Annotated in this window: 13 protein-coding genes; 8 read left to right on the forward strand and 5 right to left on the reverse strand. The window is 69.2% G+C overall.

Annotated features, from left to right (window positions below):
• Positions 1–553 precede the first annotated feature (553 nt).
• The 3 genes from AB0H84_RS10175 to AB0H84_RS10185 form a co-directional block, all read right to left on the reverse strand.
• On the reverse strand, positions 554–907 hold the full coding sequence (locus AB0H84_RS10175) for a hypothetical protein (RefSeq protein ID WP_357601105.1): 354 nt from the start codon (positions 905–907) through the stop codon (positions 554–556).
• Positions 908–1,225: 318 nt separating this feature from the next.
• Positions 1,226–1,564 (reverse strand): hypothetical protein, encoded by a 339-nt coding sequence (locus tag AB0H84_RS10180; RefSeq protein WP_357601108.1) that lies wholly within the window; start codon positions 1,562–1,564, stop codon positions 1,226–1,228.
• A gap of 418 nt (positions 1,565–1,982) precedes the next feature.
• Complete coding sequence (locus AB0H84_RS10185) at positions 1,983–2,852, reverse strand: Ku protein (protein ID WP_357601111.1); 870 nt, start codon at positions 2,850–2,852, stop codon at positions 1,983–1,985.
• A 59-nt stretch (positions 2,853–2,911) separates the two neighbouring features.
• Here AB0H84_RS10185 and ligD (AB0H84_RS10190) point away from each other — a divergent pair, with 59 nt between their 5' ends.
• The 5 genes from ligD (AB0H84_RS10190) (at position 2,912) to AB0H84_RS10210 (ending at position 6,018) form a co-directional block, all read left to right on the forward strand.
• Positions 2,912–3,814 carry a non-homologous end-joining DNA ligase gene (gene ligD / locus AB0H84_RS10190; protein ID WP_357601114.1) on the forward strand — a complete coding sequence of 301 codons (903 nt, stop codon included), beginning with the start codon at positions 2,912–2,914 and terminating at the stop codon, positions 3,812–3,814.
• Positions 3,811–4,683 (forward strand): non-homologous end-joining DNA ligase, encoded by an 873-nt coding sequence (gene ligD, locus AB0H84_RS10195; RefSeq protein WP_357601117.1) that lies wholly within the window; start codon positions 3,811–3,813, stop codon positions 4,681–4,683. Before ligD (AB0H84_RS10190) ends, ligD (AB0H84_RS10195) begins: the two co-directional genes overlap by 4 nt.
• A gap of 44 nt (positions 4,684–4,727) precedes the next feature.
• Positions 4,728–4,937 (forward strand): hypothetical protein, encoded by a 210-nt coding sequence (locus AB0H84_RS10200; protein WP_357601120.1) that lies wholly within the window; start codon positions 4,728–4,730, stop codon positions 4,935–4,937.
• Positions 4,938–5,077: 140 nt separating this feature from the next.
• Complete coding sequence (locus AB0H84_RS10205) at positions 5,078–5,698, forward strand: TetR/AcrR family transcriptional regulator (RefSeq protein WP_357601123.1); 621 nt, start codon at positions 5,078–5,080, stop codon at positions 5,696–5,698.
• 89 nt (positions 5,699–5,787) lie between these two features.
• Positions 5,788–6,018: a DUF3107 domain-containing protein gene (locus AB0H84_RS10210; RefSeq protein ID WP_357601126.1), complete on the forward strand. Its 231-nt coding sequence runs from the start codon at positions 5,788–5,790 to the stop codon at positions 6,016–6,018.
• A 509-nt stretch (positions 6,019–6,527) separates the two neighbouring features.
• Here AB0H84_RS10210 and AB0H84_RS10215 read toward each other — a convergent pair.
• Complete coding sequence (locus AB0H84_RS10215) at positions 6,528–7,166, reverse strand: ferritin-like fold-containing protein (protein WP_357601129.1); 639 nt, start codon at positions 7,164–7,166, stop codon at positions 6,528–6,530.
• Between the two features lie 350 nt (positions 7,167–7,516).
• Between AB0H84_RS10215 and AB0H84_RS10220 the strand changes: the two genes are divergently transcribed.
• The 3 genes from AB0H84_RS10220 to AB0H84_RS10230 all read left to right on the forward strand — a co-directional run bounded on the left by AB0H84_RS10220 (position 7,517) and on the right by AB0H84_RS10230 (position 11,377).
• A complete protein-coding gene (locus tag AB0H84_RS10220) occupies positions 7,517–9,457 on the forward strand; it encodes a DEAD/DEAH box helicase (RefSeq protein WP_357601132.1) in 1,941 nt (646 codons plus the stop codon).
• A gap of 104 nt (positions 9,458–9,561) precedes the next feature.
• On the forward strand, positions 9,562–10,452 hold the full coding sequence (locus AB0H84_RS10225; RefSeq protein ID WP_357601135.1) for an alpha/beta hydrolase: 891 nt from the start codon (positions 9,562–9,564) through the stop codon (positions 10,450–10,452).
• A 13-nt stretch (positions 10,453–10,465) separates the two neighbouring features.
• Complete coding sequence (locus AB0H84_RS10230) at positions 10,466–11,377, forward strand: oxygenase MpaB family protein (RefSeq protein WP_357601138.1); 912 nt, start codon at positions 10,466–10,468, stop codon at positions 11,375–11,377.
• Here AB0H84_RS10230 and AB0H84_RS10235 read toward each other — a convergent pair.
• Positions 11,328–12,503 (reverse strand): MFS transporter, encoded by a 1,176-nt coding sequence (locus tag AB0H84_RS10235; protein WP_357601141.1) that lies wholly within the window; start codon positions 12,501–12,503, stop codon positions 11,328–11,330. The two genes, AB0H84_RS10230 and AB0H84_RS10235, sit on opposite strands and share 50 nt — an antisense overlap.
• Between the last annotated feature and the right edge of the window lie 155 nt (positions 12,504–12,658).

The following is a 12,658-nucleotide window of genomic DNA, read 5'->3' on the forward strand; positions in this document are numbered from 1 at the left end:
CACCGACAAGTGCCCCTGTTCGCTCCAGCAGCGAACAGGGGCACTCGACTTGTCTCCCCCTCCGGCGAGGACGGACGTGCCGCGCACCCCAGGCCGTGAGGCGGAGCGCGTGGGCCGGTACGCATCCGAGACCCCTAGAGCGACGACGGCAGCATGTGGCGCGTGACGGCCTACGGCTCGCCAGGCGTCATGGGCGCGGCAGCGCGTCACCGTCCGCCGGCACCGGCCGCTTGCTGTGGTGAACGCCGTCAGCAGCGGGCAGACGCACCCGGGTCGGCGCTCCGCCGGCATCGGCGGCTGCGACGGCCCAGTGGGGCGAGTCGCCGGAGTCGCGCCATCCACTGTCGCCGGGCGCTACAGGCTCGGTCTCCCACGAGCTGCGTGACACGGCGACGCCCCGGCCCCCCACATCTTGAAGGACGCTGGGCACAAAGGAAGTGCCCGTATTCGCTTGTGGAGCGAATACGGGCACTCGCCGGTGTGAGCGGAGTTCAACGCGTCAGCGGACTCCTGACTGGCGCAGGGAAATGCGCCACGGGCTCAGCCCGAGACCTCAGTCGTCATCGTCGTCGAAGAACCGGTCGCGGAAGTTGCGGAAGCTGCGGAAGCGCTGGTCGTCGAACCTGTGCCGGTTGACGTTCCAGTTCTGGTTGTTGTTGTGGATGAGGATCCGGATCGTTTGGGGACGCTGGCGCCGCCAGCCCCAGCCGCCGCCGCCGCGTCCCCAGCCGCAGCGACGCCAGCGGCCGCAGCGGGTGACTCCGGTGAGGACGGGCGTCCCGGCGCTGATCTGCGTGCCGGTGCTGGCGTTGGCCGCGGTCGTCGAGGCGCCCACGGCGACCACGCCGCCGGTCAGTGCCGTGCTGATGGCGAGGCCGGCCATAACATTCTTGAACGTTTTGGGCATTGCGGTTCCCCCCTAAAGGATCGATTGCCCCGTTCTGAGCGCTCCCCAATCCTGTACGAACGGATTATCGGAAACGCCCCCGGATGCTCGCTAGGCGAACCATCCGTACCGTGCATATTTCCGGCTGAATACACAACAAACCGACATTGTCTACTCTTGCCCGACACCAGGCATTCACATGGCTCAGCGGCAACCGGCCGTGACATATAACCGCCGCCCCTTCCCGGACATGACACAGCGAGGGCTCCATGGCAGATGCCAGTGGAGCCCTCGCCAGGAATTGCCCGTGCTGTCAGCACACGGTCACATCAGAGCACGTCAGTCGTCGTCATCGTCGTGGTCGTGGTCGTTGAAGAAGTGCTTCTGAATGTCGAATTCCTTGTGGTTGTTGCGGTCCCTGCGGATGTTGAAGTTCTGGTTGTTGTTGTGGACGAAGACGTTCGTCCGGTTGTTGTTGTGGTGACGACGCCAGCCGCCACCCCAGCCCCAGCCACCGCACCGCCAGCCGCAGCCGTTCCCGATGAGGACGGGCGCGCCGGAGGTGGCCTGGGTGGTGCCGGCGCTGGCCGAGGTCGTCGTCGCGCCCAGGGCGAGCAGGCCGCCCGTAAGACCCGTGCTGATGGCGAGGCCGGCCATAAGACTCTTGAGCTTGGGCATTGCGTTTTCCCCCTAAAGGATCTGTTGCCCCGTTCTGGACGCTTCCGGATTACCGGAAAACGTCTTGGACGCCTGCTGAGAGCCATCCGGTGAATGTCATTGCCGAGGACGTAGGGGTACAAACGGGAATCGCCCCATTTTGCTATGCAATAACCATGTTATTGCTCGTATTAAAGATTTATCTCATGACATGTTATGAATTATCCCGATATGTCCCTTTTGGTGGATCGCGGGCACGACGCACGCACGGCCGTACGCGGTCGACATGGGCATGCTTCATCGCGGGAAGGCACCGGGGACGGTGCAGCGGAAATCAAGTCAGACGGCGTGACATTGAGACACCCACCATGGGGCGTGCCTCATACGCGTTCCATCGCCCATGCCCTGAGAGAGGCCCTTCAGCAGGCCTCAGTGGTACTCAGGCGGATTTGCGGGCCTTGCGCTTGGCGGGGGCCTTCTCCTCGTCCTTGGACTTGCCCGCGGCCTTCTTCGCCTTGGCGGGCGCGCCGGCTTCCCGCTCCCGCTTCGCGGCCTCCACGCTGGCCCTCAACGCGGCCATGAGGTCCACCGCCGGGCGTGCCTCCTCTTCCTCCCTGGGAGGAATGACCTCCTGGCCCGCTACCTTCGCCTCGATCACCTGCTGCAACGCCTCACGGTAGGCGTCGTGGTACTCGCTCGCGTCGAAGTCCGACTCCATCGTGGTGATCAGGGACTCGGCCATCTTGAGCTCCTGGGGCCGTACCTCGATGTCCTCGTCCAGGAAGGCGAAGTCCGGCTTGCGGATCTCGTCGGGCCAGAGCATGGTCTCCAGGACGAAGACGCCGTCCCGTACCCGGAGCGTGGCGAGGGACTCGCGCTGGCGCAGCGCCACCTTGACCACCGCCACCTGGCCCGAGCTCTCCAGGGCGTTGCGCAGCAGCACGTACGGCTTCGCCCCCTGCGCGTCCGGCTCCAGGTAGTACGACTTGGCGAAGTAGATCGGGTCGATCTGTTCGGCGGGGGCGAACTGGAGGACGTCGATCCGGCGTGACGTGGTCAGCGGCAGGCCCTCGAAGTCCTCGTCGGTGAGCACGACCATCTCGCCCGACGCCAGCTCGTACCCCTTGGCGATGTCGGAGTACGGCACCTCCTCGCCGTCCACCGTGCACACGCGCTTGTAGCGGATCCGGCCGCCGTCATCGCGGTGCACCTGGTGGAACGACACGTCCTTCTGCTCGGTCGCGGAGTAGAGCTTGACGGGGATCGTGACCAGCCCGAAGGAGATCGCACCCTTCCAGATGCTGCGCATGGTCACTCCTCAGCTCGCATGGGTTTGCCATGGGGCACATACCCGTCATGGGGCAACCAATGCCATACCCGGTCGAACCGATGCTGGCCGTACCTGGGGAACTTCCGCCCGACCGCGAGCTGTACGGGTTGGAGGTCAAGTGGGACGGCATCCGCGCCATCGTCCACCTTGACGGTGGGCTGAGGGTGACGGGCAGGCATGGGGTGGAGTACACGCGGCGGTATCCGGAGATCTCCGGGTTCGGGATCAAGAATGCGATCATCGACGGCGAGGTCGTCGCGCTCGACCAGGGCGGCCGGCCCAGCTTCGTGCGGCTGCAGCACCGGATGCATCTCACCGATCCCGAGCCGATCATGCTGGAGCTGTACCCCATCACGTACATGCCGTTCGACCTGCTCTATCTCGACGGCACTCCGCTGTTCGACCTCCCCTACCGGGACCGGCGGGCACTGCTCGACGAGCTGGACGTCGGCGCTCCTCCGTACTTCCCCGGCGACTCCGACCTGCTCACGGCCACGTACGAGCAGGGGCTCGAGGGGGTGGTCGCCAAGCGGCTGGACTCGCCCTACCGGGCGGGGACGCGCTCCCCCTGGTGGATCAAGGTGAAGAACCTGCTCACCAGGGAGGTGGTGATCGGCGGCTGGAAGCCGGGCAAGGGGCGCCGGGCCGACGGGATCGGCTCGCTCGTGATGGGGGTGTTCACCGAGCGGGGGCTCACGTACGTGGGGCACGTCGGCACCGGGTTCACCGACGCCCTGCTCGACGATCTCCACCAGCGGATCCGGCCTCTGGAGACCGCGCGCAGCCCGTTCTGCAACGAGGTCCCGTGGCGGAACCGGTGGGTTAGGCCGGAGCTGGTCGGGGAGGTGGCCTACACGATGTGGACGGACGAACAGCGGCTGCGGCACCCCGTGTGGCGCGGGCTGCGGCCCGACAAGCTCCCCGCGGAGGTGACGCTATGAAGGTGCCGGTCAGGGTCGACGGGCGCGAGCTGACGCTGAGCAACCTGGACAAGGTCCTCTACCCGGAGTACGGCTTCACCAAGGCCGAGGTCATCGACTACTACAGCCGGATCGCACCCGTGCTCCTCCCCCACCTCCAGGGCAGGCCCCTCACCGTCAAGCGTTACCCGAACGGCGTCGCCGGCCAGTCCTTCTTCGAGAAGAACGCCCCCGACCACACCCCCTCCTGGGTGCGGCAGGTCACCCTGCCCGCCCCCGGCAGCACCAAGAACCGCGAGACCATCGACTTCGCCGTCGTGGACGACCTGCCCACGCTGGTCTACTACGCCAACCTCGCCGCGCTCGAGCTGCACGTGCCCCAGTGGCGCGTCGACGAGGACGGGGAGGCGCTGCCGCCCGACACGCTCGTGTTCGACCTCGACCCCGGCGCCCCCGCGACCATCGTCGAGTGCTGCGAGGTGGCGCTCATGCTGCGCGAGGTGCTGGCGGGCGAGGGGCTCACCGCCAGGCCGAAGACCAGCGGGAGCAAGGGCATGCAGCTGTACGCCGACTGGGACTGCCGCGAGGAGCCCTCCGCGTACGCCAGGAGGCTGGCCCGGCTGCTGGAGAAAGAGCATCCCAAACAGGTGGTCAGCGTGATGACGAAGGCGGCCAGGCCTGGCAAGGTGTTCATCGACTGGAGCCAGAACAACCCGGCCAAGACCACCGTGGCGCCTTACTCGCTGCGGGCCAGGGAGCAGCCGACCGTCTCGACACCGCTGCTGTGGAAGGAGGTCGAGAGCTGCGAACGGCCCGAGGAGCTGGTGTTCACGGCGCCGGACGTACTCGCCAGAGTGGAGAAGCGCGGCGACCTTTTCAGCCGGGCGTAGGCTGGTGGCGTCCGCACCTTAAGGGGGACCAGAAGATGTCGGAGATGGACATACGCGGGGACGAGCTCTCCTACGACGTGGAAGAGGAGGCCGAGCTGTCGATCGAGACACCCGAGGCCGACGCCGCCGACCAGCACCACGAGATACGCCAGAGCGCCGCCAGGCTCCGCTACGAGCTGCCGCTCGACGTCGATCCCGCCGACGCGGCCGATCAGCACCGCGTGGTGGACCTCGACGACGACGAATATCGCTGAGTACGGCTCCGCGACGACTCGGCTGACTCGGCATCCGGGCGACCGAGCCCGCCTCACGGAGTGGAGTAAGGCCAGGAAGAGGGGACCTACTCGCACGTAGGATGTCCGCACAGCCCGCTGAGAGACCTATGGAGACCCGTGTGACCGCAACCCCGGATGCGAAGCCCCGGGGCACCCGGCTGCCCCGACTGGCGCGCCGCCGGCAGCTGCTGAGCGCCGCGCAGGAAGTGTTCGTGCAGAACGGCTATCACGCGGCCGCCATGGACGAGATCGCCGACCGCGCGGGCGTCAGCAAGCCGGTGCTCTACCAGCACTTCCCCGGCAAGCTGGAGCTCTATCTGGCGCTGCTCGACCTCCACGTCGACGACATGGTCAACCGCTGCCGGGAGGCGCTGGCCTCCACCCACGAGAACAAGCTCCGCGTGCAGGCCACGTTCAGCGCGTTCTTCGACTTCGTCTCCACGCAGGGCGAGGCGTTCCGGCTCGTGTTCGAGTCCGACCTGCGCAACGTCGCGCCGGTGCGGCAGCGCGTGGAGCGCTCGCTGCAGGAGTGCGCCGAGATGGTCAGCGCGGTCATCCAGGAGGACACCGGCTGCACCAGCGACGAGGCGCATCTGCTCGGCATCGGCCTGGTCGGCATGGCGGAGGTGAGCGCCCGCTACTGGGTGACCACGCACGGCTCGATCCCCAAGGATGCGGCCGAGCAGCTCATGGCGCGGCTGGCCTGGCGCGGCATCAGCGGTTTTCCGCGTACGGCATAACCCGTTCGCTGCCCGCGATCATTTGCGTCGTTCCCGGGTGCGAGCCGCCACGATGGGAGTGAGCCACCCCGTCGACTAAGGAGCCCACGATGGAAATCAAGATCGGCGTACGCTCCGTACACCGCGAACTCGTTGTCGAGACCGACCTCACCGCCGAGCAGATCGAAGAGGAGATCAGAAGCGCGCTGTCGGTCGAGCGCGGCGTGTTCGCCGTGACCGACGTCAAGGGCAGGCGGGTCGTGGTGCCGGTGGCCTCACTCGGATACGTCGAGATCGGCGAGGACGAGACGCGGCCCGTCGGGTTCGGCGGCACTCTCTAGGCTTTCCTCATCTGGGGGTACGGCTCTCGAGCCGTACCCCTTTCCTGGGCGCTCTCCTTGTCGACGTGCTGCGCCGGCTGTGCGGGAAGCGCCGCCGCCCGCATACCGGCCACCGTCGAAGGCCCGTCGGCCATCGGCGCGGACGCACCACACCTCCGCGTCAAGGCACTGGCCGAGAGGCGTGGGCAGGGAGGCGCGGTGCGCCGCCGCCCTGCGCCGCCACGAAGGGCGTCACCCCCGCGACCGCCCGCCCGGGGGTACGTCAGTGGAAAGTGCCGAGGCGGCAGGCGCGGGGTGGCCGGGGGTGGCGGACGGCGTGTCCGGGCTTGGCGGTCGGGCAGCGTGCGCTCTCCCTCCGCAGCACCGGGCGCGAGGTCCAGCGGTTCGGCCTACATCTCGTCGTCAAAGAACTGCCGTAGCGGCGCGAGGCCCTCATGTCTGGCACGGTACAACCGTTCCGCGCCCCGCGCCGCCCCATGGGCGGACCCGTCCTCGGGAGCGGGCGTCGGTCAGAGGCCCATGGCGGCCATGCGCTTGTTGTGCGCCTCCGTCAATGTCGCGAAAAGTCGGGAAATATCGGTGGCGCCCTCGCCCGACACCAGCAGCAACGCCAGCTCGGGCCGGGCCGAAGCCACCTGCTGCCCCTGGCTGAGCGCCTCGCCGACGAGCCGACGGGCCCACAGCGCCAGCCGGCCGGCCTCCACGGGCGCGGCCTCGATGCCCGCCCTGACCCGCTCGACCGCGAACTGCGAGCGCCCCTCGTCCACGATCACCTCGTCCACCAGTTCGGCGATCGACGGATCAAGGTGCCTGGCCGCCTCCCGGTAGAAGTCGAGCGCGATCCCGTCCCCCACGTACGTCTTGACCAGCGCCTGCAGCCAGTCGGCCGGTCTGGTCTGCGCGTGCCAGGCGTCCAGCGCGCCGACGAACGGCGCCATCGCCTCGTCGGGATCGGCCCCGAGCTCGGCCAGCCGGTCGCGCAGCAGGCGGAAATGGGCGTACTCGGTCACGGCCAGCTCGCTCAGCGCCGCACGGTCGGCCAACGTGGGCGCCAGCGTGGCGGCGTCCTCCGTCATCCGCGCGTAGGCGCTGAGCTCCGCGTACGCGAGCACACCGAGAAGGTCGACGACTCCTGGAGACTCCTTCATAGAAGGCAGCGTACTTCGGGGAATCTGCGGGAACATACGTAAGCTCGGCCAGCGTTGTGGTATCGAGTACACTGCTCTGTGAAAGTGCGACCGCACTGTGTAAATTCGAGGGTTTCCCCCGATTACCCCCACTTCCGGGTGCGCGGTCGCTGATGACGCGAGAGGGCTGGCTCTACCGCGAGGACCCACACAACGGGGGCTGTTTTCCGCCCGTCGGTCCCGGCAGGCCCGCCTTCATTTGAGAACTGAGGCAGGCCACGCTGACGACTTTCCGAGACCTCGGAGTCACACCAGAGATCGCCGATGCCCTCGAGACCGAGGGCATCGTCACACCGTTCCCCATCCAAGAGATGGCTCTCCCGCTCGCCCTGAGCGGCCAGGACCTGATCGGTCAGGCGCGCACGGGCACGGGCAAGACCTACGCGTTCGGCATCGCCATGCTGCAGAGCATCGGCAAGCCGCGCAAGAACCGCAAGAAGCCCCGCGGGCTCGTCGTCGTGCCCACCCGCGAGCTGGCCGTACAGGTCAGCGAGGACCTCGTCACGGCCGCGGGCAAGCTCGGCTCCCGGGTCCTGACCGTCTACGGCGGGCGCGCGTACGAGCCGCAGATCGAGGCGCTGAAGGCCGGCGTCGACGTCATCGTCGGCACCCCGGGCCGCCTGCTCGACCTGGTCAAGCAGAAGCACCTCGACCTGAGCCAGGTCACGACCCTCGTGCTCGACGAGGCCGACCGGATGCTCGACCTGGGCTTTCTTCCCGACATCGAGCGGATCTTCAAGCTGATCCCCACGGAGCGGCAGACGATGCTGTTCTCGGCGACCATGCCGGGCGAGATCGTCGCGCTGTCGCGCAAGTACCTCAACCGTCCGACCCACGTGCGCGCCGAGCACGAGAGCGGCGAGGGTGAGACCACGCCGCAGGTTCGCCAGATCGTGTGGCGCGCGCACCGGATGGACAAGATCGAGATCGTCGCGCGACTGCTGCAGGCCGAGGGCCGCGGGCTCACCATGGTCTTCTGCGAGACCAAGCGGGCCTGCGACATGGTCGCCGAGCAGCTCGACACCCGCGGCTTCGCGGTCGCGGCCGTCCACGGCGACCTCGGCCAGGGCCAGCGCGAGCAGGCCCTGCGCGCGTTCCGCAACGGCAAGATCGACGTGCTGGTGGCCACCGACGTGGCGGCCCGCGGCATCGACATCGACGACGTCACCCACGTGGTCAACTACGACTGCCCCACGGACGACAAGACGTACGTGCACCGCATCGGCCGCACCGGCCGGGCCGGGCGCACGGGCATCTCGGTCACGTTCGTGGAGTGGGAGGAGCTGACCCGCTGGAAGATGATCAACCAGATGCTCGGGCTCGACTTCGCCGAGCCCGAGGAGACCTACTCCACCTCGCCCCACGTCTACTCCGAGCTGAACATCCCCGAGGGCACCAAGGGCGTCCTGCCGCACGCGAACCGCTCGCGTGCCGGGCTGTCCGCGGAGCGCATCGAGGACCTCGGAGAGACCGGCAGGCCCCGCGGTCGTGGCGGCCGTCGCCGCGACGAGCGCGAGGAGCGCCCTGCCCGCACGCCGCGCCAGCGCCGCCGCACCCGTGGCGGCAAGGAGCTGGCGGAGACCGCAGCCGTCGAGACTCCGGAGGTCGAGCTCGTGGATGCCAAGGCGGAGGAGACCCCCGCGATCATCTCAACGGACGAGATCCAGGCGGCCACCGAGCCGAAGCGGACGCGTACGCGGAGGGGGGCTGCCTCCTCCGCCATCGAGCAGGCGCTCGCCGAAGCCCCTGAAGCGCCCGTCAAGGCCACGAGGTCGCGCCGGAGCGCCGACGCCGACGCCGACGCCCCTGAGGCGCCGGTCAAGGCGACCAGGTCGCGCCGGAGCGCCGATGTCGCTCCCGGGGCCGCTCCCGAGGCCGGCGCGCCGGCGGCGACCGAGGAGGCACCGGTGAAGAGCACCCGCTCCCGCCGTGCCGCCGCCAAGGCCGACGCCGTCACCGTCGCCGAGCCCCGGACCGCCGCCGAGCCCGTGGCCGCCACGGAGCGGGAGCCGGAGCCGTCCTTCCTCGCGAAGCCGGAGCCGGAGCCGGAGCCGTCCTTCCTCGCGACGCCGCCCCCGCCGGTGCGCAAGGAGCCGGAGCGGATCGTCCCGCCGAACCCGTTCACGGTGATCTTCCAGTCACCCGATCTGGCCACGGACGACGACGACATCGCCCCGTCCGCCGCCACCGAGCGCAAGCAGCAGCGCCGCCAGTCCCGGGGCGGAGGCGGCAACCGCCGCCGCACGGGCTGAGCACTGTATGGGATGGCGCGCACCCCGGCGGGGTGCGCGCCCTTTCACCCATGTAGTCCCCTCGACGGTGTCGAGCCGCTGACCTCTGGGTATTGTTGCCCCACGTGAGTACGCCGCGATTCCTCGATCTGCCTCCTGGCGTCACACCACAGAAGATCGAAACCCCGCAGGGCACGTTCGCCGCCCTGGACGCGCGACCGGTCAGTGGTGTGATTGAGCGCTGGCCCGCGCTCCTGGTCCCCGGCCTGACGGGCAGCAAGGAGGACTTCATCGCGGTCCTGATGACCCTGGCCCAGTCGGGGCGCAGGGTGGTGGCCGTCGACCTGCGCGGCCAGTACGAGACGCCGGGCCCCGACGATCCGGCCGCCTACACCTGCCCCGCGCTCGGCGCCGACGTCGACGCGCTGGCCCAGATCATCGGCGGTGGAGACCCCGTTCACCTGGTGGGCCACTCGTTCGGCGGGCTGGTGGCCAGGGAGGCGGTGATCGACGGGCGCACGCATTTCGCGTCGTTCACGCTGATGGGGTCGGGTCCCGCGGCCATCGAGGGCCGGCGGGCGATCAACGGCAAGAAGCTCATGGAAGAGGTACGGGAGTTCGGTCTGGAGCACGTGTGGCACCAGCGGCTCGAGCCCGAGGCGATGGCCGGCGACGTGTCGGACGAGATCCTGGCGTTCCTGCGCAAGCGCCTGCTCACCAACTCGCCGACCGGGCTGACGTGCATGGCCCAGCAGGTGCTGAGCATGCACGACCGTACCGACGAGCTGCGTCAGATCGAGGTGCCCACGCTCGTGCTGTACGGCGAGCACGACGACGGGTGGCCGCCGGAGATGCAGGCGGAGATGGCGGCCAGGCTCGAGGCCGAGTGCATGGTCGTGCCCGGCGCCGTCCACTCCCCCAACGTCGAGGCGCCGGAGACGACCGCGGCGGCGCTGGTCCGGTTCTGGAACGCGGCGGAGAAGCACTACTTGGACACGAAGTCCAATATTCTGTAATTATCCACTTACTATGGCGAACATCGAAGACATCGTCGTCCAGCCGCCGCAGAGCGCGACCTGGCAGGTCCATCTCGACCGTTCGATGTGGGTGGGCGGCGTCCGCGGTCTCATGCTGCAGGCGCTGCACCCGCTGGCCATGCGCGGCGTCTGGCAGAACTCCAACTTCCAGGAGGACCCGTTCGGGCGGCTGCGCCGCACGGCGGACTTCGTGGGCCGGGTGACGTTCGGCAGCCCGGAGGAGGCCGACGAGATCGGCCGCCGGGTGCGCGGCATCCACAAGGCGCTGCGCGTCCATGACCCCGGCACCGGCAGGGCGCACCGGGTGGACGACCCCGAGCTGCTGCTGTGGGTGCACTGCGCGGAGGTGTCGTCGTACCTGGCGGTGGCCAGGCGGGGCGGGCTCGGCCTCACCGAGCGCCAGGCCGATCGCTACCTGTACGAGCAGCGCAAGAGCGCCGCCTACGTCGGCCTGCACCCCGAGGACGTGCCCGGTTCGTGCGCGGAGATGGACGCCTATTTCAAGCACGTACGTCCCAGCCTGCGCGTCACCGAGGAGGCGGCCTCGACCGTGCGCTTCCTGATGTGGCCGAGGCTGCCGCACGAGCTGAGGCTGCTGTCCGCCGGCAAGCCCGCCTACTTCCCGTTCGGCGCGCTCTGCTACTACACGCTGCCGGAGTGGGCCAGGCGGATGTACGGGGCGCTGCCGGAGGTGCCTCGCGCGACCGTCACGGCCGCGCTCAAGGCGTTCAGGCTGGCTCTCAACTCGCTGCCTGAGCCCGTGCACGACCGCGCGTTCATGCCGGCCACGAGGGAGATGCTGCGGGCGTCCAGGGAGCGGCTCGGCGCGGCGGGTTACGACGTGAGCAAGGGGCTCAAGGGCCTGACCGATCCCCGCCGCTGGCCGTCGAAACCGGCCGCCTGACCGGCAGGAGCGACCCGGCCACCAGCACGACGGCCGATACGGCCGCCATCGTCCATCCGCTGCCGGTCATGCCCTTCCCGTCGAACAGCACGCCGAGCAGGGTCGACGCGGTCGCGGCGCCGACGTACCTGGACGACTGGAAGAAGCCCACCGCGACCCCCGTGTCCCGGCGGTCGGCGTGCACGAAGACCAGCGAATTGAGCCCGAACTGGCTGAGCGCCGACGCGACCCCGAGCAGCGCCGCCACCGCCGGCACCAGCCAGACGGGCCCCACTCCGAGCAGCAGGCAGGAGCCGCCGAGCAGCAGCGTCGCGCTGGCCACCAGGACCGTCCGCATCCCCGCCCGGGCGGCCAGCGCCACCGCGACCGGGGTCATGACGATCGCCAGCCCGGCCATGGGGAGGACGAGCAGCCCGGCGATGTGCGCGGGCACTCCCGCCGAGCGCTGCGCCCAGAGCGGCACCACGAAGAACGCCGAGTAGAAGACCACGTTGACCAGGGCGAACTGGCCACAGGTAGCCAGCAGTTGGGGCCTCAGGCGGGGCAGCAGGGCCTGGCTCCGGCCGTCCACGCGTACCTTGGGCAGCCAGCGCAGGGCCGCGACCAGCGCGACCGCCGCGAGCGGGACGTTGACCAGGAAGATCGCCTGCCAGCCCCAGAACGAGACCAGGAACCCGCCGAGCACCGGACCGGCGGCGGCGCTGGCGGTGAGCACCATCGAGATGGTGGCGATCACCCGGGGCGGCGGCCTGCCGTCCTCGCCGGGCATCACCGCCTGCACGATCGCCATCCCCGCAGGCATCGTCGCGCAACTCCCGAACGCCTGCAGCAACCTGACCACGACCAGCGCCGGGAAGGACGGTGCCAGCGCGGCCAGCACGCCCGTGACGGCCATCGTGACCAGTCCGGCACAGAACACCAGCCTCGGCGCCAGCCGGTCCGCCAGCGTGCCCATCACGGGCGGGACCATGATGCCGGTCAGGTAGAACCCGGCGGCCAGCCAGGTCACGGCCGCGATGCCGACGTGGAACTCGGCCTCGATGTGGGCCAGGGCCACGGCGATCATTGAGGAGTTCAGGGGGTTGAACAGCGATCCCAGCGCCACCGCCGCCGGCAACCGCCCCACATGAGCCACCTGTCGGTCATAACCCATTGTTTCGCCGGGGAAACTACCCGGCTTCGCGACCGGGCGTGGGCTGGGACGGCGCTGGAGCCTGCGCGCTGCTCGCATGGCGCGGTTCCGTCGAGAGGCCGCTACGCGCCAAGGCCCGCCGGTGGGGC

Origin of the sequence: Nonomuraea sp. NPDC050786, assembly GCF_040654115.1 — a bacterium.
GTDB lineage: Bacteria > Actinomycetota > Actinomycetes > Streptosporangiales > Streptosporangiaceae > Nonomuraea.